This is a genomic window from Microbulbifer epialgicus (assembly GCF_041447265.1).
GTDB classification, from domain to species: Bacteria; Pseudomonadota; Gammaproteobacteria; order Pseudomonadales; family Cellvibrionaceae; genus Microbulbifer; species Microbulbifer epialgicus.
Genome location: NZ_JBGMEK010000036.1, coordinates 25396 through 50723, shown reverse-complemented (window position 1 = coordinate 50723; position 25328 = coordinate 25396). Strand labels below are relative to the sequence as shown.

The 25328-nt window shown below is 49.1% G+C and carries 15 protein-coding genes and 2 pseudogenes; 5 read left to right on the top strand and 12 right to left on the bottom strand.

The window, feature by feature from the left end:
• Positions 1–751, top strand: a 751-nt coding sequence (locus tag ACCI49_RS15285; RefSeq protein ID WP_371839933.1) for an IS4 family transposase, incomplete at its 5' end; no start/stop codon positions are given.
• Between the two features lie 720 nt (positions 752–1471).
• Here the strand turns inward: ACCI49_RS15285 and ACCI49_RS15280 are convergent.
• Positions 1472–2386 carry a zinc metalloprotease gene (locus ACCI49_RS15280; RefSeq protein ID WP_371839931.1) on the bottom strand — a complete coding sequence of 305 codons (915 nt, stop codon included), beginning with the start codon at positions 2384–2386 and terminating at the stop codon, positions 1472–1474.
• Positions 2387–3458: 1072 nt separating this feature from the next.
• Positions 3459–3737: a hypothetical protein gene (locus ACCI49_RS15275; RefSeq protein WP_371839929.1), complete on the bottom strand. Its 279-nt coding sequence runs from the start codon at positions 3735–3737 to the stop codon at positions 3459–3461.
• Between ACCI49_RS15275 and ACCI49_RS15270 the strand changes: the two genes are divergently transcribed.
• Entirely contained in the window at positions 3736–4848 is a 1113-nt protein-coding gene (locus tag ACCI49_RS15270; protein WP_371839928.1) for an SMP-30/gluconolactonase/LRE family protein, read from the top strand. The two genes, ACCI49_RS15275 and ACCI49_RS15270, sit on opposite strands and share 2 nt — an antisense overlap.
• A gap of 725 nt (positions 4849–5573) precedes the next feature.
• Positions 5574–6603 (top strand): annotated as a pseudogene (locus tag ACCI49_RS15265) (transposase).
• Positions 6604–6679: 76 nt separating this feature from the next.
• Here ACCI49_RS15265 and ACCI49_RS15260 read toward each other — a convergent pair.
• Positions 6680–7183, bottom strand: a complete 504-nt coding sequence (locus ACCI49_RS15260; RefSeq protein ID WP_371839927.1) for a nuclear transport factor 2 family protein — start codon at positions 7181–7183, stop codon at positions 6680–6682.
• A gap of 122 nt (positions 7184–7305) precedes the next feature.
• A pseudogene (locus ACCI49_RS15255) lies at positions 7306–7602 on the bottom strand (RHS repeat-associated core domain-containing protein); the annotation flags it as partial.
• A 193-nt stretch (positions 7603–7795) separates the two neighbouring features.
• Between ACCI49_RS15255 and ACCI49_RS15250 the strand changes: the two are divergent.
• Positions 7796–7990, top strand: a complete 195-nt coding sequence (locus tag ACCI49_RS15250) for a hypothetical protein (protein WP_371839925.1) — start codon at positions 7796–7798, stop codon at positions 7988–7990.
• Between the two features lie 709 nt (positions 7991–8699).
• On the opposite strand, the gene ACCI49_RS15245 is transcribed toward ACCI49_RS15250, so the two are convergent.
• The 8 genes from ACCI49_RS15245 to edd all read right to left on the bottom strand — a co-directional run bounded on the left by ACCI49_RS15245 (position 8700) and on the right by edd (position 23331).
• A complete protein-coding gene (locus ACCI49_RS15245) occupies positions 8700–9827 on the bottom strand; it encodes an ADP-ribosylglycohydrolase family protein (protein WP_371839924.1) in 1128 nt (375 codons plus the stop codon).
• Positions 9827–14938 carry an RHS repeat-associated core domain-containing protein gene (locus ACCI49_RS15240; protein ID WP_371839922.1) on the bottom strand — a complete coding sequence of 1704 codons (5112 nt, stop codon included), beginning with the start codon at positions 14936–14938 and terminating at the stop codon, positions 9827–9829. Before ACCI49_RS15240 ends, ACCI49_RS15245 begins: the two co-directional genes overlap by 1 nt.
• A gap of 829 nt (positions 14939–15767) precedes the next feature.
• Positions 15768–17204 (bottom strand): pyruvate kinase, encoded by a 1437-nt coding sequence (gene pyk / locus ACCI49_RS15235; protein ID WP_371839921.1) that lies wholly within the window; start codon positions 17202–17204, stop codon positions 15768–15770.
• A 156-nt stretch (positions 17205–17360) separates the two neighbouring features.
• Positions 17361–18395, bottom strand: a complete 1035-nt coding sequence (gene gap, locus ACCI49_RS15230) for a type I glyceraldehyde-3-phosphate dehydrogenase (protein ID WP_371839920.1) — start codon at positions 18393–18395, stop codon at positions 17361–17363.
• A gap of 184 nt (positions 18396–18579) precedes the next feature.
• Positions 18580–19209: a bifunctional 4-hydroxy-2-oxoglutarate aldolase/2-dehydro-3-deoxy-phosphogluconate aldolase gene (gene eda / locus ACCI49_RS15225; RefSeq protein WP_371839919.1), complete on the bottom strand. Its 630-nt coding sequence runs from the start codon at positions 19207–19209 to the stop codon at positions 18580–18582.
• A gap of 21 nt (positions 19210–19230) precedes the next feature.
• On the bottom strand, positions 19231–19941 hold the full coding sequence (gene pgl / locus ACCI49_RS15220) for a 6-phosphogluconolactonase (protein ID WP_371839917.1): 711 nt from the start codon (positions 19939–19941) through the stop codon (positions 19231–19233).
• A gap of 60 nt (positions 19942–20001) precedes the next feature.
• Positions 20002–21462 (bottom strand): glucose-6-phosphate dehydrogenase, encoded by a 1461-nt coding sequence (gene zwf / locus ACCI49_RS15215; RefSeq protein ID WP_371839915.1) that lies wholly within the window; start codon positions 21460–21462, stop codon positions 20002–20004.
• Positions 21463–21513: 51 nt separating this feature from the next.
• Entirely contained in the window at positions 21514–23331 is a 1818-nt protein-coding gene (edd, locus tag ACCI49_RS15210; protein ID WP_371839913.1) for a phosphogluconate dehydratase, read from the bottom strand.
• A gap of 858 nt (positions 23332–24189) precedes the next feature.
• Between edd and ACCI49_RS15205 the strand changes: the two genes are divergently transcribed.
• Positions 24190–25260 (top strand): LacI family DNA-binding transcriptional regulator, encoded by a 1071-nt coding sequence (locus tag ACCI49_RS15205; RefSeq protein ID WP_371839912.1) that lies wholly within the window; start codon positions 24190–24192, stop codon positions 25258–25260.
• Positions 25261–25328: the final 68 nt, after the last annotated feature.

Sequence of the window (25328 nt, the reverse complement as noted above, 5' to 3'; positions counted from 1 at the left end):
TGCAAGTTATATCATTCGAGCCAAGGCCAATCGTACCTTAGAGGTCGATGGAGAAGATACGACGTTACTTTGGGACTACATGACCAAACAGAAATCTGTTGGGAAATACACAGTAGATATCCCAAAACAGAATGGAGAGCCAGAAAGGGAAGCCAAGGTCAGTGTGTCCACTGCAGAAGTGAGATTACTGGGAAAAGGAAAACCGAAACGACCTCTTTCTCTCCACGCCGTCTTTGCTAAGGAATTGAATCCACCAGAAGGCAAAAAAGGCATTGAGTGGATGCTGCTGACAGATCTTCCAGTTGAAGACTTTAAGCAAGCGAGGATTATCATAGAGTGGTATAGAAGTCGGTGGGAAATTGAAACCTATTTTCGAGTAGTGAAAGGTGGATGTCAGATAGAAAGTAACCGCTTTAGAACTGAGCAGCGAATGTTGAATTGTATTGCGATCTATATGATTATAGGATGGCGGCTACATTCCATGACAACACGAGCACGAAGGCTTCCTGATGCGCCGTGCACGAGTGCCTATTCTGAAAAAGAATGGCGTATGATATGGATGATGCAAGGTAAAACTTCCCCACCAAATGAACTTCCAAGTATGAGAGATATAACTCGTATGCTGGCAGGCCTTGGCGGCTTTTTGGGGCGTAGCGGTGATGGTGAGCCGGGAGTTAAAACTGTTTGGCAAGGATACACAAAACTGCTTCATTACATGGAGGCGGTGGAAGCTTTAAATGGACTTAAATGATGTGTATAAAACACAGCAGTGGCGTATGGGGAATTATTTCTTCTCAGTATCATCAAGCCTCCAAGGCCGAAGACCACCGAATCTGGATTGCGCCACACTTACCTGTAACACTTATGGCAAAGGATTACTTTTCAGGCCAAGATTCAGCAATAAAGCAGATAACTAACGTAATTTAACAATCGCGCAAAAGTTCACCCTGATTCTACTTACCCTGAGAGAAACCCGATCATTTTCACTGTCGGGCTTTTTTGCTTCTACAGATATTGAGCACATAGATTTCTAGTTAAATTAGAGCTGCCAATTAATCACGGGGAAATGAGCTTTATCCTGGCATAACCAGATTATCGCTCGAACTCCAGACCGAAGACCTGATTGCGAATTCATGATCTTCTCCCAATCGTCCGTGTGAAACACCTTTCCCTGTAGGCGAAACTGCCCAAGAAGCTCTTTCCAGCTAGGCATTGTCAGTATTAATGATTCTTTAGTGCCGTAATCAGTGGCAATCCATACCTTGATGCTGTTATCTGTCCTTATTAATCTCGTCACCTCTCCCTGCCAAGAGGTCAACTGGTTTCTATCGCAATTAACATAATCCGGCACAGCGATTCTCTGAGCAGCTACGTCAGTCGCACGCGACAATATCAAGACACATAAGATAAAAAATAGGATTCTGTTCATAATTTACAGTGAATCGGGGGGAGTAATCCCCCCGATTAATTGTTAAAGGCCGCGATAAGTACTGCTTTGCTCGTCAGCCCGAGTGGCTTGGCCCTCTGTGAATTCATACATACAGCTATCCTCTGTGTAATCCATGAAATTTGTGATCGGATCCAGACCTTCTGCATTACTTCCCCTTGTACAGGAATCCCTACCTACTGGGCACCCATAAGCAGGCGATCTTTCTGCAGGGGTATCGGAAACATAGTCACCATTTCCGCCACAACCGCCCTGGAAAGTGTGATACAAACCTAACCAGTGACCAACCTCGTGAGTAAGAGTATCGCCCTCATTGTAAGGCGCAGCATTACCGCCAGGCACCGAGCCGGTTAAAATCACCACCCCATCATCTAGCGGATCAGAGGAATAATCGCTAGGGAAGGTTGCCCAACCGAGTAAGCCGCCACCAATATCAGCCACATAAATATTCAGATCTCCCGCATCACCGACACGTAAAGAGTTTTTCATGGCTCGCTCTGAAGAGGACCTATAACCAACGTTATACCAAGCGTTATTAGCTGTTACAGAAGTCGAGACCAGATTAAAGGTAAATGGTGTACCTGCGTATGCATCATTGAGCACTGCCATTTGTGCATTAATTACACTGCTGGGTAGAGAGCCATTATTTGAGGTATCAGTAATTATATGAAAGTACACATCAACTGTAACCGAGCCAGCAGGACGTAACGTGTGACTCCCACTACGAATATCCGACTGTCCTCGCAGTGTAGTGAAATGCTGTTCTTTCAAAGCAGCTTCTTGAATAGAGGGATGGTTAGTACCGCAACGCTTAAATTTAGCATTACCATTAGCATACTCAACTGCTGAAGCACTTTCAGCAAGCCCAACTGCAGGCGATACAAGTAAACACAATGACAATGCAGTTTTTATTGAAGTTGAAATATTAGCTTTTCTCATGACCTAAACCTTAATTTTTTTATTAAACTGAACCTCCTAGACAGCCCGCCAACCTTCCACCTTTAAACCAACTTGTGTCAATAGTACCAAATCCAAAAAACATAATAATGACATAAATTTCTTTTATCGGGCGGCGAGTTCGACATAAAGAAATCCACCACTCTAAACTAGAATCCAAACCCACGAAATAAAAGAAAATTACAAATACACCAATGACAGGAAAAATAGTTTCAAGAGAAATCATATATGGGATTCAAACAGGATGACGTTTAAAGGCGGCAACCAAGATCCACATTAAAAAATAATTGTTGAAAATACTAGAAAATACACAAAGTACTATAGATGTTTAACAGAGTTAACATTTTTAGCAATCTTCGGGATACATCAACGTAAACACTCTCAATGTAAACCATATTTTGATTGCACAGCCATCCATAAAAGCTAAATACCATAAGCACCACTATTACATCCAACAAAAGAGCCATTAAGCGATAGATTGGACTTCACACAAAAAACAACTATAGCAATTATTATCATCCATAATTTTTCCATATTTTTTATCTCCGCACTAATCAATCAATTTCCCACTGATATATAAGTTATTGTTATTAGCAATATATCTCAATGCTCAGTTATATATCATAGTTATTTCAATTTTAATCGTTAAGCAGAGCTTATCAATGACGGTCACAAAGATAATTAGAGTGAAGTCCAGAATGTATACTATTCAGGAAGAATGGTATGAAGGTGGTCTCAATCGGAAGAATACATCTGAATTTTCTGTACAAACACTAGAGCGAAACTAAAATTTCCATCGTCATTTAACGGAAAACGTATGCTTCTTTGTTGCCTTAGCATTGCCATTCATATAGGTATCTCCCCCCTTAACTGCCACCATCTCTTGGCTTTTTGAATTTACCTTAGCTAGACTTGGCCACACCATGCCCTCCCTTGGGGCAACAGTAATTTAAGCTTTGCATGAGCAATACTCTAGCGCCTGGAAATACTGACTATTTTTTGGCTTCCACTAATTACTGCTGGATTAGCTACTAGCGGAGCGACACCAGCCGTTCTATTGAAATTGATGCCTACCGTCTGTGGGATGCCCGACCGGTCCCGAGCCCCAGATAACAAGCACACGCTGGATATGAGCCAGTGGGGCACAAACCTCATCAATGCCAGTTGTATCATCACCGGGATTGATTGCAGGTTTGCCCAGTACGCAGCCTTTGATGACCCAGTGAGCTTTGGTGTGAAGTTTGCGTACAGGTATCAGTAATTTTCTGGTGCCCTGAAGTAAAGCGTAATAAAATCCCCGCTCCACTGAATTAGAAATGACCCCAAATACCATGACAAAAAAAATATCCTCCGCATTATTATTACTGGTGATACTGCTTGTTGCCTATCTCCTTTTCTACCCGGTTCCGGTTGACCCCAAGCGCTGGCAAGCAGCTAAAAACCCTGGCTATTCTGGTAATTACGCGTCGAACAACATTTTAAGTCAACTTGAAATCATTGATATCGGTAAGGATACCGGACCAGAAGATATCGCCATGGATGAACGTGGAAATATCTATGTATCAACCCATGAGGGCAATATCCTGCGCATAAATCCAAAAAATCTTAATATCGAGCTGTTTGCCAGTATTGGCGGCCGTCCATTAGGACTGGCATTCGATCACGCCAGTAATCTGATCGTGGCCGATGCGTATGACGGCCTGGTGAAAGTCGACCCAAACGGTAAAAAATCCAAATTGCTTAGCGAAGTGGACGGTGAGCCTTTGGAATATTCAAATAACCTTGATATTGCTTCCGACGGCACCATTTACTTCAGTGATGCATCCTCAAAATTTGGCGCCAAAGCAAACGGCGGAAGTTATCCCGCAAGCCTGCTGGATTTGATGGAGCACGGTGGGCATGGCCGTGTATTCAGTTTCAACCCTGAGACAGGTAAGGTCACAACTCTGGTCAGTGGACTGACTTTTGCCAACGGTGTTGCTCTGGCGCACGATGAAAGTGCACTTTATATCAACGAGACAGGTGAGTACCGCATACACAAACATTGGCTGAAAGGCCCCCAAAAAGGCCAGACGGAAGTCCTGATTGATGCATTACCGTCCTTCCCGGATAACATGACACGTGGTCAGGATGGGCGTTATTGGGTGGGACTCGTCTCACCGCGTAGCCGCCTGGTCGATAAACTCTCAGATAAGCCTTTTGTGCGCAAAATTATCCAGCGCATGCCTGCGTTTATCCGCCCGAAAGCTACCCACTACAGTCATGTAATAGCCTTTGATGACAATGGCAACATAGTTGCTAACCTTCAGGACCCAAGTGGTGCCTACCCTACCAATACCAGTGTGCTGGAAACCGATAAATACATCTATATTGGCAGTTTGACTGCAAAGGATTTTGCGCGTTTAGACAAATTGACATTGAATTCCATGAGCAATGATGGCTAATGCACCACACATTTTCAGGAATAGATGCCCTGCTTGATCGCATCGTGGCCAGATTCATTCGTTAGTCCGAAAAACGCGAACAGTGAATCCCCTAACCACTACGATAGTTCCCACGCACTCATTACAGTGCGTGCAACAGCTTTTAAAGGGCGCCTCTAAAAATTGCGCTTTCCTGAATTTTATCGCCTGAAGCTCCCATGAATCGGTGTTGACGGATGCCAAAAAAGTAAATTATAGAGATGCCTTAAAGTCGGCAGATTTTTCAGGTAGATCAGGGGCACTTAAAAAGCTAGTGCCAAACGGGATGCCATACTTCCTCAGCCGTTCAAAGCTATGAATTGTGTTGGCGCTACCAAAATAGATCACTACACAGTTAACGGCTGATTCAATCCGTTTTGAATATTCTAGAAAGTACAATTCATGATAGGAATAACTACGAAGCATAAAAGGCCCATCCAAACATAGAATCATACGCATCAATCGGCTCTTTTTGTACTTCAGCATAACCGGCAGTTTATTGTCGCCGCGAAACACGATCATCGAATTTATCATGCTAGTGTTGCCACTGGGAATAATGCCGTGTATGTCAGCCTAATCAAGCACGAGTTATAACCAATTCTGGTGTTTGAGGGTTTGAGGGTTTGAGGGTTTGAGGGTTTGGAAAAAGCAGCGTATCTAGTTGATTTGTTGTCGCCAAACAAACAACCCACCAGGAATACGCCGCTATGGACAAGAATAACGTTGTTGAGTTTGCAGGTCGACAGGAGGCAGCTAACCCATTGACAGAACGGGGCGCACGAGAGCTGCTTCCGCAGCCAGTGAAGGCAGAGTTGTCGACCTTCATGGAAGCATTCCAAGATCGTCGCCTAGACGACGGCCGTGCGGCTGTAGTCCGCAATGGCCACCTGCCGGAACGCGAGATTCAGACCGGGATCGGTCCGGTGAAGATCAAGGTACCGAAAGTCCGAAGTAAGGACGGCGAGCCGGTAAACTTCCGTTCTGCTTTGGTGCCCGCCTTACGTACGCAAGGCCCGCTCGCTGGAGGCGGCGCTGCCGTGGCTATACCTGAAGAGTGTTTCAACCGGTGAGATAGAGGAAGGCAAGCTCTGCGCGCTGGTTGTCATTGACGTGAACGAGCAAGGAGAAAAACACTTTCTGGCCATTGAAGACGGAGAGCGTGAATCGACGTTGAGCTGGAAAGGTGTATTGGAAAAGCTGAAAGAGCGCCCCCCAGAGTTGGCAATTGGAGATGGTGCCATGGGGTTCTGGGCGGGGCTGGAAGAGACCTACCCGGAGACGCGCCAACAGCGCTGCTGGGTACACAAGACGGCTAACTGCCCAAGTCGAGCCAACCTCCTGCACGACATCTGGCAGGCTGAGACAAGGGCTTATGCGGTGAAGGCATTCGACACCCTCATCAAGACGTACGAAGCCAAATACCCGAAAGTTGTCGAGTGCTTGTTAAAGGGCCACGAAGAACTGATGAGCTTCTACGACTTCCCGGCAAAACACTGGCAGAGCAACCGGACAACGAACCCGATTGAATCGACGCTCGGAACGATACGACACAGGACGAAGCGCTCCAAAGGCTGCCTGTCGAGAGAAGGAATGCTGCAGATGCTGTTTAAGCTGGGAGTGTGTGCGGAGAGAAAATGGAGAAAACTCCATGGCTTTGGCTACCTCGCCAAAGTCATCACCGGAGTGAAATTCAAAGATGGAGAGGAGGTGCCAACGGCCCACCAAGGCGCTGCTTGATCAGACTTGTTGAACACCAGAATTGACAATAACTCCGGAGGGAATTGAGTTTTTATCTATTAAAGTTCGGAAAAATTTATTTCGGTAAAGGCTCGCCCAGATCATTCCATGCATCCAGTAATAGGTTTAATAGATCACGAGTATCGGGATCTGCGTTGAGAATTGGAAATTTAGGATCTTCTGGTAACCCAAATTCATCTGCCCGCCGACTTTCGAAAAGCCAATTGCCGTCTACTTTAACCAATTCATTTCGGTATTCTGCAGCCATAGCGACGCGATAACCTGATCGGGTCGCTATGATAACTACAGTAGATGCTTTGCCTGAGGCCGATTGTCCGTCTTCTGAAATGTAATGTAGGGGTGAGCAGGTAATATGTCGGCTTCCTATTTTACTATGGACCACTGCATAGCGTTCTAGTTTTTTCCTTCCTTTAATCATGCGATTGCCGTTTATAAAGCGGCCATCAGGTGTAAACAGTGATGCCCAGCCATGAGTGTCGTGGTTATCAACGGCTAATGTGTAGCGAGCGAGCAAATCACTAATTGCAAACCGGTCCTTGAATAGTTGAAGCTCATTCATTTGTCTAGCTCGACTTTTTCACGAGTGGATACTAATGAGAATAGTTTCTGCAGCTAATTTTGTGAATATATTTCTCTAAAGAGTTGTTCGATATGTATTTGAACCGAGTGTTAACCTCAGAACTAAACATCAATCGATTGGAGTTTTTCGATACTGGAATAGAAAGGATCTATCCAAGTTACTGGATTCGACACATACTGGTAGTTGTTTACACCTCCCAATAACCCAATCGGGTCCGGCTGAGTAAACTCACCAACCTCTGGATCATAGTACCTAAACCGGTTGTAGTGCAGCCCGGTTTCTTCATCGAAGCATTGCCCCTGGAAGCGGATCGGCTGCTCTATCTCATTTTCATGGGCTAAGGCAATATTGCCATAGCTCTTGTAGGCAACACTCCATACCACTTCACCTTCCTGGTTCGTGAGGGTATCCGGGGTGCCGAGATGATCCTGATGGTAGTGGTAGACCTGTTCTTTATCTTGTTCGCTTTCCTTTAAAGCAACCGGTTTAAAGCTGCCCGGTTCGAAGTAATAGGTGCGGGTACTGAGGTCCTGTTTGGTTGTCCGGTTTGTTTTCCTTTAGGAGGACATCGCTATCTCAGAGGAATTCGGTTTGTTCGCTGTTCGTGGCTTTGCCAATACGGCGCCCCAGGGGGTCGTATTGGTAGTGGGTCACCTGCTGGAACTATTCTGCGCCCTTCTCTACCTTGAGTTTTTCTACACGGACCAGCTGTTGGCGGATGTTGTAGTGATAGCGGGTTTGCAGTTTTGCCCTTTACCACGTAGCTCGGCGATGCGGTTGCTGTAAATGTCGCACCGGTAGTGGGTATCACCGAGGAAGGCTTAAACGGTTACCTTTGACCTGAGTGGCGCTGGCCTGTTGTTTAGCTTCGTCTTTTGAGTTGGCGGCGGCAAGAATATTGTGTGCTGGGTCGTGTACAAAATATTCGGGGTTGGGGCCGTCCACCTGAGTCAGGTATCGATATACGCTTCAGGATTGAAGGGTGCGGGGTGATCAGTTGATCGGTATCACTGCCTGCAGGGCGGCGGTGCAGACTTTGGAATTGGCCGGCGAGGTTAAAGGCGAAGTTAAGTACTTCTCCATCATCCAATATGGTAGCTATAGCCCCCTAAACGGTATCCCTCTCGAGCCAATCTCAGGCTTGCCTGTCTGTGATGACGCGAACATTGGCATCATATGTTTCACTTCTTGAGTATTATCTCGGCCAGACCTAAATCGATCCACTTTCTTTGGTGTAATCCCTAACAAGAAATGGGAAAAACCACATAAAAATTCGCACTGAAAGCAACTCCCCTCCTTCATTAAAGGATAAATATTAAGCCTGTATTACAAATTAGTTTCCACCGAAATTAACACATCAAAAACAAAAAAATCAAGTTGACACGGACTTAAAGAGCCACTTTAAAACCAACCTCCTCCTATAAAACTAATTTCAAACTAGGTACATATATCGAAATATTTTTTGGCACAAAAGAGCCCCCGAAACCCACCAAAATTAGATCTTTTTAAAATTAACAATATCGCACTCTTCAAAAACTGGACTCCCTGCATAATATGCAACCAACTCATCTGCAAAATAATAAAACAAATGAGGTTTATGTATCTTTTTTATAAAATGGAATGGGATTTTCGACTCCCCATAGAAGGCTCCAGCCAATTGACCATATATAGCGCCAATAGTATCACTATCTCCGCCAAGGTTTACGGCTTTCACAAGCCCATCTTCAAAATTTGAAGTATTATAAAAAGCCCACAAAGCCGCCTCTAAAGAATCAATGACATAACCGGATGAAAGTATTTCATCTCTTGTTTTTTTCTTATAAGATCCAAGTGCTATTTTGTATACCTTCTCGCAAAGGGGGTGATATTCCCAATAGCAGTTAACTGGAGCATACCCTTCGCTCAAAAGTATATCTTTTTTCTCGCCATACAAAGCGCCAAGAATCAGAGCTGAAAAAAACCGACATGAATCCACACATTCAATTGCGGAATGAGTTGTTCTTGAACTTTCTCCAGCCATTCGGATACCATCCTGTGGCAGGCTAGCAAAAAAAAGTGGGACCGGAGCCAATCTCATCAGGGAACCATTACCTGCGGATCTTTCATGGTCAGAACCAGAAAATTCTTGCCCTGTTTCAGAGAATTTACTGAGGGCTCTCGCCGTAGCATTTCCTATATCAAAACATCTACCAGTGGAACTAAAAAGACCTTCCTTCCACCAGGCTAAATAAAGCTCCATTTGATTTCTTGCATCGAAAGATTTCTTATCAAGCAAGCTATAGGCTAGACAAAGAGCCATGCTAGTATCATCAGTCCACTGACCAGGCTTCAACTTAAATGGTCCACCCCCTACAATTTCTGTTAGATCCTCTTTATCCGGCCTCTCACCAAATTCCAGGGTTGTGCCCAGGGCGTCTCCAATAGCCAGACCTAATAAGCAACCTCTATATCGATCAGCTAGAATACTAGAGTTCTTCCCCATTGATCGTGTAAAATGGAATAAGTCTGCCTGTGATCGAGGAGATTCCCGATAGATAAAGTAGTTTAAAAGCCATTGATTTTTAGTTTGACTTTCTTCATTAAACTTATTAGATAATGGGGGAACACTCACCTTAACAGCCATTATTCTTCTTCCAAATCAATACGCCAAATACCATCTTCATCTTTTTCTTTCTTAGTTATTTTAAATTCTGTCCCCGGACGGAACAAAACCTCATCTTCGGAGGGGACTGCAGATATGTCTTGTATTTTTACACCTGTTTTAGATTTTATAGTCATTTGTACATTTCCAGAAAAAGCTTCATCTGGGTCTGAAGTTGAACTACTAAACCCTTTATCTGAATATGTTTTTCCCACACCAGGAAAACGCTCATGAACTTTCTCTTCTGTCATTGGGGCACCGCGATAAGTTATTCCTTCAAAATTTCTTAAAGGGTCAGCTGAAAGTTTTTCAAGTGCCCTACTTGCCGCATTATTAACAGGATCCCACGTCTCACTTATTTCGGGGTATTTTCCTCTCAGCACGCCATTCATCTGCCTATAGTATGGACCGGTATAAGTCCGAAGTGCTAAAAACTCATGCTGATAAAGATTATCCGGTAATCCCTCCAGAGAATTTTGCAACTGATTACTATTTTCAACAAAAGATAAGCCAGCATGTTGCTCAACGACGTTATTGACATTTAAATCTTCAAGAAAGTCAAAATCATCGGGTATTTTATTTACATCACCCTTAGGACAATCGTCATTATTTGCCGTAAGCCCAAACGGATCAACCCATCTAACTGGATTAGGCACATACCGATAATTATTCGATCCACCCAATAACCCAATCGGGTCCTGCTGAGTAAACTCCCCCACTGCCGGATCATAATACCTAAACCGGTTATAGTGCAGCCCGGTCTCTTCATCGAAGTACTGCCCTTGGAAACGGATCGGTTGTTCTATCTGATTTTCATGGGCTAAGGCAATATTGCCATAGCTCTTGTAGGCAACACTCCATACCACTTCACTTTCCTGGTTGGTTAGGGTATCCGGGGTTCCCAGATGATCCAGATGGTAGTGATAAACCTGCTCATCTTCTTTTAACGCAACAGGTTTAAAGGTACCCGGTTCGAAGTAGTAGGTGCGGGTATTCAGATCCTGCTTGGTGTGGATGTCGCTGTTGCTTTCCCGCAACAGGACATCACCATCCCAGAGGAATTCAGTTTGTTCGCTATTAGTGGCCTTGCCAATACGTCGACCAAGCGGGTCATATCGATAGTGGATAACCTGCTGGAACTGTTCTGTGCCCTCCTCTACCTTGAGTTTTTCTACACGGACCAGCTGTTGGCGGATGTTGTAGTGGTAGCGGGTTTGCAGTTTCTGCCCTTTACCACGCAGTTCGGCGATGCGGTTGCCGTGAATGTCGTAGCGGTAGTGGGTATCACCGCGGAAGGCTAAACGATTACCTTTGACCTCGGTGGCCCTGGTCTGCTGTTTGGCTTCGTCTTTTGAGTTAGCGGCGGCAAGGATATTGTGTGCAGGGTCATGCACAAAATATTCGGGGTTGGGGCCGTCTACCTGGGTCAGGCGATCCAGGGCGTCGTAGTGGTAACTGCGGGTTCCACGCAGGCTGTCTTCGATCTTGGCAATCTGGCCGGCTTTGTTGTACTGGTAACTGCGCTCCAGGATTGAGTTTGTGCCCTGGGTGGGGTCGGACACTGGGCTCTGGTTTGCACTGCTGGTTTTGCCCAGGCGCAATTTCTGCAGGCGGCCTTGTGGATCGTAGTCTCTCTGGCTTTCCAGTCCGTTGCCGTGTTGGCGTTGGCTTTCCCGGCCCTGTTCGTCATGGCTGATGCTGGTGATCAGTTGATCGGTATCACTGCCTACAGGGCGGCGGTGCAGGCTTTGGAATTGACCTGAAGGATTGAAGGCGAAGTTCAGTGTTTCACCATCGGGCAGAGTTGTGGCGATACGGTTGCCGGCGGCATCGTACTGGTGGCTGAGCTTGTCTTTTCCCTGCCAGTCGGTGGTAACGCGGCCATTGGCATCGTATTCCCAGCGCAGTTTACGGTGGGTATTTTCTGCTTCGATAAGTTGTCCGCTACGGTTGTAGCGGAAGTTGGTGATTCCGTCCGGGGTGGTTTCTTCCAATAAGCGGCCGAAGGGGTCACGTTCAAAAATGGTGTCGATGCCCTTGCCGCTGACTGTGTCGGTTACGGCTCTGGAACTTACCAGATGGCCGGCGCAGTTGTAGGCGTAGCGGGTAACACGACCGTCGAAGCCAACTTCTTCAATCAGGCGTTCGTTGAGGTCGTATTTAAGCTGGTAGTGCTCGCCGTTTTCATTGGTTAGGCCAATTAAGTTGCGCTCGCCGTCGTAGTGATACTCCAGGCGGCTGCCGTCCGGGTTGGTACGGATCTTAACCTGGCTGAGGCCATCGTAGGCGTAGCAGGTGCTGCGGCCTTCGGAATCCATTACTTCAGCCAATAACCCTTGGGGGTTGTAGCTGTACTGGGTGCGGGCACCGTCTGGAGTGGTCACCGCATGGATACGATCCAGGGCGTCATATTCATAGCGGGTTATCTGGCCCGGGGCGTGCTGCACTTCTGCCAAGCGACGAGCACCGTCGTAGCGGTAGTGCTGGGCGCGGCCCATGGGGTCTTTGACCGCTGCGAGCTTGCCTTCGGGATTCCACAGGTAGCGGGTGGTATTGCCGAGAGGGTCGGTAACGCTGCCGATCAGGCCAACGGGGTTATAGCCGTATTGGGTGCTGTTGCCGAGGGGGTCTTTGCTGGCAACGATCTGGCCATTTTTGTTGTATTCCCGTTGCCAGCTATTACCGGCGGGGTCGGTAACTTTTGCGGGCAGGCCTTCACCGTTGTATTCGATACGGTGGTTATTGCCGGCGGCATCGGCCTTTTGTATCAGGCGACCCTGGTCATCGTATTGGTAAATTTCTTCGCGCAGGCTGCCATCGTCGCTGGGCAGCTGTATTCGGGTGACCTGACCCAGGTCGTTGTAGCTGTAGAGAGTCTCTGCACCTTCCGGGTCGCGGTGATAAATCGGTAGGGCACGGTCGTTAAAGCGGTAGCGCTCTTTACCGCCGCGGGTATCGGTGACGGTAACGCCCTTGCCGTCATCGTCCCAGGCAAACTGGTAATTGTAGGTATCCTGCCCATCGATCGGGTCACCCCACTGGCGCACACAGCGGGCGGAGGGGCCTTCGGCATCCCATTCAAAGTGGAAGTGGTAGCCGGTTTTTAGGGTGCGCTGCTTAATGACGTGCTGGTGATATTGATACTCCTCACTGTGGCCGTCAGCATCAGTAGCTTTGGTCAGGTCGCCTTCATCGCTGTACTCATAATTTGCGAGTACTTTGATGCGGCCGTCACGGGTTTCTTTTTTCAGCTCACCGATGCGCTGGCTGTTTGGCTGCCCTTGCGGCGGGCTGATATGCAGGGCTTCACCGATACTGCTTTCGATACAGATCAGGCGTTCGTCGATATAGTGGAACAGGTAATAGTTACCGTAGCCATCGCGGATTTCTGCAAGCTTGAGGGTGCCTTTATCACCGGTGGCCCTAAAGTGTTTTTGTACTCCGTTGGGGGCGCCGTAGGGGGTCACTATCCAGTGATCATCATTAACGCGGGTGAGGCTTAACTGCTCCACTACGTTGTGGCTGCAGCCGCTGTCTCCTGGAGCGGGCAGGCTGATTACCCGGCCCTCGGCATCGTGGAACTGCACTGCTTTGCCTGGGCGCCACGCCAGCTTTTCACCCAGGGTGTGGGTCCAGCCGTGGCCCAGGCCGAAGTCTTTGGCATTACTGCTGCGGTAGGTGCGCGCCACGGTTAGTGGCAGTGGACCATCCAGTACGGCATCGACCAAAGTAAGGCGTTCTTCACCCGTTTTTAGGTTAATAGGGTCGCCACCTTCGCAGGCCTTGCCATTACATTGGGAGCTATCCCCGTTGTGGTTTTCCCCAGTCTGGCTATTGGCTTTATCCGCTTCGCTGGATTGGCTGGTCTTACTGCTATCGCTAGCCTGAGAATTATTGCTGTTATTACCAGAGCTATTTCCGCTTTGGTTGCTGTTATTGGCACTAGAGCTACTGGAACTACCACTGGAGCTTGAACTGCTCGAAGAGGGGCCATTCGAATTGGATGGGGCTGCTGCATCGGAAGAGCTCAAGTCGGAAAAGCTGGCTCCATTGCCCTTGGCATTACCACCTCGCTTTTTGGCAAGCAGATTACGTTGCTTTTTCAACTTGGCGAAGTCGAGCATCAAATCGCCTATGCCGCGGAAAGCTCCCAACAGGCGCGTATTTTTCGCCATGGCCGCCACAGCGCCAACGCCACCGGTAACCGCCGCCAGTACGATGGTGAGAATAATCTCAAAGGCACCACCACCAGCCATTTCGGTGATTTCAAGGCTGTGCTGAGCTTTTACATAGTCCTGGGCAAAGCGAAAAATCGAATCCCGCAGTGCCGGCTCGTCATAAATCACCTGGGCCACTTCGAGAGCCAGCTCCAGCTGCTGCCTGGTGATCTTGGAGGGATCAAAGCCAAGCACATCGACTGCTTCCCGATGCACTGCAGAGAGGTACTCTTTGCCGGATTCCTCGAAGCTCTTATCGTACAAAAGGTAGTTTGCTGTTGCCGTGCTGAGTTCCCTGGCCTGGCGCATGGGATTAACGAGCGCAGCTACTTCCATCACGTCCTTGCCCCAAACGGCCAGGCCCCAAGCGGCATTGCCCAAGCCGGTAGCACCGCGATCAATATAGGCACCCACTTTCTCTAAGGGGGAGCGCTGCTCGTGACGCTGCTGGATCAGCGCCGCCTCGGCTCTTTCTTGGGCGATAATCTGCTGTAAGCCCATGCGGATCTTGGCAATCAATTCTGACTGCTTGTCAGCAAGAGCGCTGGCTGCAAACGGAGCTTCTTCGATAATCAGGCGATTTTGGACCAGGGCCAGGTAAATTTCCTGCTCCCGACTGGAAAGGTGACCAGGTACTTCGCTCAACGGCCCCAAAAAGACAGTACCTGCCTGGCTTGACTGGATACTGACACTCAGCGCATTACAGGAGATACCATTCATACCAAAAAAGTATTCGTGGATCTCCTGGATTACAGCATCATCGAACATCGACAACAACTGGCTGGCATTGACCTTCAGGGGAATGCCCGTCTGGTACGCCCAACCAACTCTGACCATATAACGAACGCCTTGCCTGTTCTCGACACTTAGCTGCATGGATAATCCTTCAAACGCCGTAAGCCCGCTTTGCGCCAGCCTTTTACTATCATGTTCTGGTCCAATAAATCGTCTTGATTTATTTTTTCGTCTCTGTATTGGGGCCCCGGCTCTACTACCAGGTTCCTTCATTAGTACTGCTTAATTTGCAGCCAACAATAATACGTTCTGCACGGTTGAATCCCCCTAAATAACTTGTTGGATTAGGGTAATCGCAATTTGTGAAATCTTGAATAGTGAATACCATTGCCTATTTGGCTTATGGAAATTCTATTCGCCAATAGTATCAATTCACCGGTATTTGGATGAGGTGAGGCCAAAGCTACTGGCAGGAAATACCTGAAATTACGACCTGCCGGGCAGGTTACCGCAAATGGACCAACGGGGGTAGATAGCTGTCATTACACGAGTACTACAAATCAAAGAGAGAACTTGACAAAAAAAGATATTTAAAATTAATCGAATTTGGCCACCTCCTGGAACTGCTCCAAGCTGTGGGTAATTTCTAGAAACTAACCTAAGGGAAAATTAAATTACAAAACTAGGTCGTAACAAAAAATGATCTATATAAGGAAGAACCGACCTTACATAAGCCATAGTTTTCGGGCGGTCATAAGCATACTTATTCACCTTAACCGACACATTAGCGGCAATTAAGAATGAGATGTGAAACCGCCATAAAGCAGTTTTACTCAATAAAACGGCAAGCTATGGAAAGGGAAAGAAAACTTTTTTATGCAGCCAGCGCCCAGATTTTACATCTAAGACACTTTTGCCATCACCAATCCTGCAGAGATTTTGGCTGGTGATGGCTTACATCAAAAACCTACTATTCGATCTCTTTGATACGCATGGAACTGGTGTGCCCACCCACATTGAGGCGCTCACCCTGTGTGATCAGTACCCTTTGGCCTTTCTGCAGGTCGATGCGCTGGCTGAGTACTTCGATAATAGACTCTGTTAAATGACCTAGCGGGACCGCAGCCGGGTCAAAGCTGATAGGCTCAACACCACGCAAGAGTACCAGTTGGCGTGCAACATTTGGATGTCGTGTCATTGCGTAGATAGGCAGGCGGGTATTGGCGCGAGACATCATGCGAGGGGTGCGTCCGGACTCGGTCAGGGCCGCCACGGCACAGAGATTCTTCACCCGGGAAGCCACATCAATTGCTGCCTGAGCAATTACGGTATCAATACGGTCTGAGGCACCGTGCTCCTCCGGTGTACAGGGCACACTGCCTAGATACTGTTCAGCACCCACAATCACCTCACTCATGGACTCCACTGCCGCCACTGGGTAGTCACCAGCTGCAGTTTCGGCAGAGAGCATCACTGCATCGGTACCATCCAGCACCGCATTGGCCACGTCCATTACTTCCGCGCGGGTGGGCGTCGGGCTGGTGATCATAGACTCCATCATCTGCGTCGCAGTAATCACACCGCGATTGAGCGCATTGGCACGATTGATCAATTTCTTCTGTACGCCCACTAGAGCTGGATCGCCGATCTCCACACCCAGGTCACCACGGGCCACCATAATGGCATCGGATGCGAGAATCAGGGCATCCATCTCCGCATCGTCAGCTACAGCCTCGGCACGCTCCACTTTGGCCACAATCGCGGCCTGACTGCCGGCCACTTGCATGGCTTTGCGTGCGGTTTCCAGGTCTTCTGCACAGCGGGGAAAGCTCACAGCAAGGAAATCTACCGCAAGTTCAGCGGCCAACTCGATATCCCGATAATCTTTTTCTGTAAGTGCCGGTGCAGAAAGGCCGCCACCAAGTAGGTTGATACCCTTGTTGTTGGACAACTTGCCACCTTGCAGCACACGACAATAAAGTTTGCTCGAGGTAGTGCCAGTTACCTCTAGGCGGATCTTGCCGTCGTCCAGAAGAAGGATATTGCCTGATTTGCAATCGCTGATCAGGCTGGGGTAATCGACTCCTACGCGGTGCTCATCACCACCTTCGGGCGGGCAGTCGAGATCCAGCGTGAATTCGTCATTATTCTCCAGGTCGACACTGCCTTCGGCAAAACGGGCTATGCGAATCTTGGGCCCTTGCAAATCTCCCAGTACACCGACAGTTTTACCCTGTGCAGTTGCGGCATCACGCACCTCTTCCACCCTGCGGCGGTGGTCATCGGCAGAGCCGTGAGAGAAATTCAGGCGCACAATATTCACCCCGGCGCGGATCATTTCCTCAATTACGCGAGGCTTGTCTGTGCCGGGCCCCAAGGTAGCGACGATTTTTGTATGGCGAATCATATGGTCCCGTCAGGTGTTTATGAAAAGTTGAATTTGCCGGGCCGACCCGTCACCTTTTCGTGGGGGATTGATCGACCCTAAATGTACAAGGCGAGCTCACAGGTTTTCCCATACCTGTGCGCCGGCCCTACGGCCAGCGAATATCGATCAGTTCACTCAGGCGGACTCTGCAACCGGCAGACCCAGCTGCAGCGTGGCGGCCATGGCCAAACTGGTATCCAGCATGCGATGGGAAAAGCCCCACTCGTTATCGTACCAGGCCATTACTTTCACCAGGTTGCCATGTACACGGGTGTGATTGGCATCGAAGTGGCTGGAGGCACTGGTATGATTGAAGTCCACAGATACCAACGGCTGGTCACAGTAAGTTAGAATTCCATTACTGGCTTCTGCAGCCCGCTGCATTATGCGATTCACTTCCTCGACCGTAGTATCCCGCCCCGCAATTAGTTGGCAGTCCACCAAGGAAACATTGCTCACTGGTACTCGCACCGCCATTCCATCCAGGCGGCCTTTCAACTCCGGCAGTACCAAGCCAACAGCGGCGGCGGCGCCCGTCTTAGTAGGAATCATATTGTCAGCTGCCGCGCGTGCCCGATAAATATCCGCATGGACAGCATCCTGGGTATTCTGGTCATTGGTGTACGCATGTATGGTGGTCATAAAGCCACGCTCTATACCCAATTCACGGTGTAACGCCTGAGCCACAGGTGCCAGGCAGTTAGTCGTACAGGACGCATTGGAGACCACGCGGTGATCAGCCGTCAGGTTTGCATCATTTACGCCATACACTACAGTGAGGTCAGCGTCTTTCGAAGGTGCGGAAATCAGCACGGCACCGGCACCCGCTGCAATATGTGCGGAGGCGGAAGCCTTGTCAGTAAAACGACCGGTGCACTCCAACACCAGGTCCACGCCCAATTGTCTCCACGGTAATTTGGCAGGGTCGCGCTCCTGACAGACTTGCACTCGGTCACCGCCAATGACCAATGCATTACCATCCACTTTTACTTCGCTAGAAAAACGGCCATGAATGGTGTCGAAACGGGTGAGGTGCGCATTGGACGCAACCGGGGCGAGATCATTAATTGCAACCAATTGGATGCGATCACTGTAACCGGACTCGTAGATGGCTCGGGTGATGTTGCGGCCAATACGACCGTAACCATTGATGGCAATTTTAACTTTCATCTGGCTTTACCCTATTTATAAGCTTCTGGTTTCCCATGCTGCACCCATCAAAGAGCGCACTTTAAAAAACGTTTATGACGATTAACCTGGCAGTACAGCAAGCCATCTCACTTGCCCGGTTACCGTTTCTAAAACCCCAAAACCACACCTCTGGAAAGATAGTCGACCTAATGCTGGCAGCAGGTTAAGATTTTAATGTCGCAGCCTGCTTTGACAGCCGGGTGATCTCTGCCCAGTTTTTCTCCCGAACCAGCGTACTGGATGCCATCCAGGAGCCACCCACACAAACCACGTTATTAAGCGCCAGGTAATCGGCTGCGTTATCCGGGCTGATTCCCCCCGTCGGGCAAAAGCGCACTTCCGCCAAAGGGCCTGCGAGGGACTTCAACATGGGGACACCGCCGGCAGCTTGGGCGGGGAAAAATTTTTGGTAGCGATAACCTTGCTCATATAGGCGCATAGCTTCCGAGGCCGTAGCGGCACCCGGCAAAAGCGGTACTTCGCCAGCATCCGCTGCAGCCAGCAACTGCTCTGTCGCACCGGGACTCACCAGAAAGCTGGCTCCGGCATCAACGGAGCGACGCAGATCATCACCATTTAACACAGTACCGGTACCCACATGTGCTTCAGGTAAATGCTTGGCAATCTGCTCCACCACTCCCAGTGCGGCCTCTGTACGCAGAGTGACTTCGAGTACATTCAACCCTCCCTCAAGCAACGCAGTTGCCAGAGGTAATGCATCTTCAACCTGATCAACAACCAACACTGGGACAACGCCAGCAACCTGCAAAATGTCGGCGATATTTTTCTGCATCAATCAATTCCAAATCATTTGTTAAGGCGCCCAATAAACAGTGACCGGTTTCAGCCCCTGCTTGAGAATACTGCGCACCGGCATTTCTATTTCATCGCTTCCGAGTAGCGCCTCACGATAAACTTTCAGTTTTTCCTCACCAGTAATCAGTAGTTTGATATTTTTGGCCTGCAAAATCGCACTCAGAGTCAGTGACATACGCTCAGTATTTGCACCAGTTACTTCACTCTGTTTAGCGGTAATCGCACTGCATAGCTTGCCAGATTCCGGCTTTAACGCTTGCACAAGACCTTGTGCATCAGGGAACAACGAAGCGGTGTGGCCATCATTGCCCATTCCCAGTATGCAAACATCAAAAGGGCGTGATAGCTCGGCATAGGCACGCTCACAATCAGGCTGGCCTTCAGCTGCAGTTGCGTATAGGTTTTTCATGCCCAGCAATGTAGCTTCTGCCGCATAATTTTGGATTAAATTGTTTTCAATAAATGCCTGATTACTGCCACTATGAGATTTATCCACCCAGCGTTCATCTACCAGTGCGATAGTTATCTTTGACCAAGGCAAGGGGCGCTTGGACAGCTCCTGGTAAACCGGCTTAGGAGTACTGCCACCAGAAACCAGAAAGGTCGCCTGCCCCTGCTCTTTAATACCCTTTTGCAGCTCGCTGGCGCAGTCATGAACCAGTGCTTGTACCAAGCGTTCACGATCGGAATAAAATTTTTCTTCAGCCATGAATATTTCCATTTTTCCAGGGAAATGCGCCCTCTAGTGGCAGAACACCTCCCACAGTCATTACTTGGCGTTAAACCAGTGGCGGCCACTGGGGGCCAGTAACTCACTGGATTCCTTTGGACCCCAGCTGCCAGCGGTATAATCTTTTGGCTGGTTATTGGTCTCACGCCAGTGTTCAATAATCGGATCCACCCAAGCCCAGGCTGCTGCCACTTCATCACGGTGAATAAACAGAGCTGAATTATTCGCCGCCGCATCCAACATCAAGCGTTTGTAGGCATCGCTGTGGAAACTGTCGTAGGTATCCGAAAGGGTTAAATTCAATTCTGCCGGTTGTAATTCAGTGGTAAGACTGTCCATTTTCTTGGCCATTAATACCAGCTTGATACTCTCTTCCGGCTGCAAGCGAATGACCAGGCGATTGGGAATAACTTTACCGGCACTTTCGTCATAGACGTGGTGGGATACATTTTTGTACTGCACCACAATTTCTGCACAGCGTTTTTCCATGCGCTTGCCGGTACGCAAGTAGAAAGGCACACCAGCCCAACGCCAGCTATCGATATGTGCCTGAATGGCTACAAATGTTTCTGTAGCACTGACGCCGCCTTTTAATTCATCCAGGTAACCTGGCACCTGTTGTCCATCAATTTCACCGGCAACGTACTGTCCGCGTACTACATTTTTGTCCACATCCAACCCGGTAAGTGGCCGCAATGCCTCCAACACTTTAATTTTCTCAGCACGAATATTTTTCGCGGACATAGTATTGGGGGATTCCATCGCGATCAGGCACAGCAGCTGCAGTAGATGGTTTTGCACCATATCGCGCAAGGCTCCGGTTTCATCGTAAAAACCAGCGCGCCCTTCAAGACCTACAGTTTCTGAAATACTGATCTGGATATGATCAATACTTTTCGCATCCCACAAGTGCTCAAACAATACATTGCTGAATCGCAGCGCCAGCAGATTTTGTACCGTTTCCTTACCCAGGTAATGGTCTATGCGGAAGATGTTATTTTCCGGAAAATAGCTGGCAATCTTGCTGTTAATTTCATCGGAGGTTTGTGCGTTGTAACCCAATGGTTTTTCAACGACTACGCGGGAATTTTCACTAATCAGCCCCTTAACAGAAAGATTTTCACAGCAGGGACCAAACACCGCAGGAGGGATAGCTAGATAGAAAATTCGCACTCGCTTGGGATCAGCACCGAGGATATCCGCCAAGTGCTCCCACTGATCATCGGGCACGGCAATATCCAGTGCGATTGGGCGCAGTAATTGACTAAAACCATCCCAACTGGATTCACTGTACTCACCTTCGCGCAGATATTGCTGTAACGCCTGATGAGCCGTCTGTATATATTGGTCAGCATTTTCTTGACGGCGACATACGGGAAGGATTCGGCTATCACCAGCCAGGCTCCCTTCCCGATATGCGCGGTACAGCGCCGGGATCAGCTTGCGCAAAGCCAAGTCACCGCCGCCGCCAAACAACACCATATCAAATGGGTTATGCATAAATTTCGCTCTGAAATTGTTCTGTTGCGGTATCGTTCGACACCGCTTTAATTAAAAAAGAATACTGGCACCGCTCTCCGCACCACTGGCAATAGCACGCATCTTGGTGAAGAGTTCACGACCCATACCTCGTGCACTTTCGGACAAGTCACACTGCGCGGCTTCACGCGCGGTAAATTCTTCTTCATCCACATGTACGTGCAGTACCCCAGCTTCGGAGTCCAACTCGATAATGTCGCCGTCGCGCACCTTTGCGATGGGACCGCCCTCAACCGCTTCCGGCGACACATGAATAGCCGCAGGCACCTTGCCAGAGGCTCCAGACATACGTCCATCAGTCACCAGCGCCACTTTAAATCCGCGGTCTTGCAGCACACCCAAGGGGGGAGTCAGTTTGTGCAGTTCCGGCATACCATTGGCCTGGGGGCCTTGAAAACGCACTACCGCCACAAAATCTCGCTCTAATTCGCCCGCTTTAAAACGTTCCAATAACTCGTCCTGATTGTGCAGAACTATCGCCGGCGCCTTAACTTTAAGGTGCTCGGGTTTGATCGCTGAAACCTTGATCACACTACGGCCGAGATTGCCCTCCAGCAATTGCAGACCTCCGTGATGAGAGAAAGGATCACTTACCGGGCGAATTACCGAGGTGTCACCACTTTCTTCCGCAGTGGGACGCCATACCACCCCATCTCCAGTCTCATTAAGGAAGGGGTCATCGCAATAGGGCTTGAGTCCCGAACCACCCAGTACGGTATAAACATCGTCATGTAACAGGCCGGCAGAAAGCAGCTCACGAATCAGCAGCTGCATGCCACCAGCCGCGGCAAAATGATTGATATCTGCACTACCGTTCGGATAGACGTGACATAGCAAGGGCACCACTTCGGAGAGATCCGCCATATCCTGCCAAGTCAGCTGAATGCCGGCAGCTCGCGCCATGGCCACTAGGTGTAGTGTGTGGTTGGTGGAGCCACCGGTGGCCAGCAGCCCCACTATTCCATTCACAAAAGCTTTTTCCGTTAGGATTTTCGCGATTGGCGTATGCAGGCTGGGCTCGGTAATTTTTGCCAACTGGGCCACTGCTGCTTCGTTCAGGGCATCCCGCAAACCGGTGCCAGGATTAACAAAAGAACTGCCTGGTAGCTGCAGGCCCATGATCTCCACCAGCATCTGATTGCTGTTGGCGGTACCGTAGAAAGTACAAGTACCAGCACTGTGATAAGAGGCACTTTCGGCTTCCAGCAACTCTTCGCGACCGACCTTGCCTTCGGCATAGAGTTGGCGCACCCGCACCTTTTCCGCATTAGAGAGACCCGTGGGCATGGGGCCCGCGGGAACGAAAATGGAAGGTAAGTGACCGAAAGCCAGGGCACCGATGACAAGGCCAGGTACAATCTTGTCGCAGATACCGAGGAACATGACGCCTTCAAACACATCGTGAGATAGCGCCACAGCTGTGGACATGGCAATCACATCGCGGGAAAAGAGACTCAGCTCCATCCCCGCTCTCCCCTGGGTCACACCATCACACATCGCGGGCACACCCCCAGCCACTTGGGCCGTAGCACCGTGACGCGCCGCCGCCTCTTTCAGGCGAGCAGGGTAAGTGCCATAGGGCTGATGCGCGGACAGCATATCGTTATAGGCAGTAACAATACCCAGGTTGGGTCCACGCCCAGACGCGATCAGCTGCTTGTCTTTTTCTGGTGAGGCGGCAATCGCGTGAGCCAAGTTGCCACAGGATAAGTGCGCACTAGCTCGCCCCTCGATATGCGCCTTTTCCACCTGCGCCAGATACTGGGCACGAGTTTCCTCACTGCGTTGAATAATGCGATCGGTAACTGCCTGAACCTTGCTGTGAACCATGACTCTTCCGTATTAATTCTGCTGTGGCGCGGGCCTAAGCCAATTCGCTCGCGACATACTTTTGGAGGTGACTCAACCACCAGTAATCATCAACCTTTTGAAGGGCATACCATTTGGAAGATCCTCTCACTCCAATGCTTGGGTTGTAGTGCGACTGATGGCCTATCACCCAATATCAGTGCCTGGCCCTTTAGACCCTGACTGCGTGCGAAACCCGTTTTCTAGGTATCCGATCCAATAAAAAGAAAAAAATCGTCCATAAAAACTATTCCGGGCCTATTTACAGGGTTTTCTTGCTGCTATTCAGAATCCCAAATCACGCCCATACAGCCCGCCGTATCCTGTTTAGCGCCCTGCATATTAATAGGGGGCCGCTACCTCCTCCCTTTCTCTTCGGGGAGAAGCTCTGCACCCTGTGTTTCCAAGCCCCAGGTAAACCCAGTCCACCTTAGTGGAGCCCATTATGTAGTAAAACTACAAAACCAATCAAGGGTTTACTATTAGTCTTGGAAAACCAATCCATTACATGCCAATAATTATCGTGAAAGTGGCGCTAAACCCATCCAAATACCACGTTAAAGCCTTTTCTAGACAGACAGTGCAAAAATTTTGAGACCGACACATCAGTCATATGTAAGAATTTTACATAAAAAAGAAGGAGCTGACAGAGAGCAAGAGAAAGCAAGACACAAGCGATAGGTCTCACTCACAACCTGAAAAAGGCTTTACAGAGAAGGGTTAACCGCAACATTACTGATAGAATCCGGCGCTCGCTGGCGGTAATGGGATAACAGCAGCCACACTATTACCCAGGCAACTCAATGTACAACAGACTCAGACAACAAGGATCGATACACAATGAAAGTCACAATTAATGACGTGGCCGAGCGCGCGGGCGTATCGATTAAAACTGTCTCCCGGGTCATCAATAACGAACCCTCGGTGCGCCCAAGCACCCGCAAGCGGGTACTGGAGGTGGTGCAAGCACTTAATTATCGCCCCAACTTGGCGGCTCGCAACTTGGCGGGGACCCACTCCTACTCCATCGCCTTTATTTACGATAACCCTAATGCCTATTACGTTATCGATATGCAAAACGGTATCCTTGAAGCCTGCCGGACTCAGGGCTATGAACTTTTGATCCACCCGAGCAATGCGAAATCCAGCACCATCCATGATGAATTGCGCCGGTTGGTGGAGCAGAGCAGGATTGCGGGCCTGGTACTCACCCCTCCCTTTTCCGAAACTCAAGAAGTGATTGAGACTCTTAATTCCCTGGATGTTAAGTATGTACGGATTGTGTCATCCCATGGCACAGATGAGGGGGAGCACAACTGTATCCGCATTGATGACGCCGCCGCAGCTTTTGAAATCACGCAACACCTGTTGGGGTTGGGACACAGGCGTATTGGTTACCTGTCCGGAGGCACCGAGCACTTCTCCACCCTGGGCCGCCTGGAAGGTTATAAAGCAGCTCTGCAAAAAGCTGGTCTACTCTACGATGCGCAGTTAGTGGCACAAGGGGAGTATTCTTTCGATTCGGGCGTAGAGAGCGCAACTGCACTCCTGAAGTCCAGTCAGCCGCCTACAGCAATTTTTGCCGGCAACGATGAAATCGCCGCAGGCGCTTTATTTGCCGCGCGTAAGCTCAACTTCGACGTGCCCCGGCAGCTCTCTATCACCGGCTTCGAAGACAGTCCCTTTTCGCGCCAAACTTGGCCCAAACTCACCACCGCGCATCAACCCAATGAGGAAATAGCCCGCTGTGCGGCAGAGCTGACACTTGAGCAGGTTCACTGCAAGGGCAGTGGAGAGAGAGACAGCCAGAAAAAAATAAAGCAAGAAAAGACAATTATTCGCAGCTTCACCCCCAAACTGATCGTGCGGGAATCTAGTGGGCCAGCGCCTGAAAAAATATGCAGTAGTTAAGGCTTTCTATTAGGCCGGAAGTAAAAAATACACTTCTCTCGCGACATGCTGTGAATCCATCCTCATAT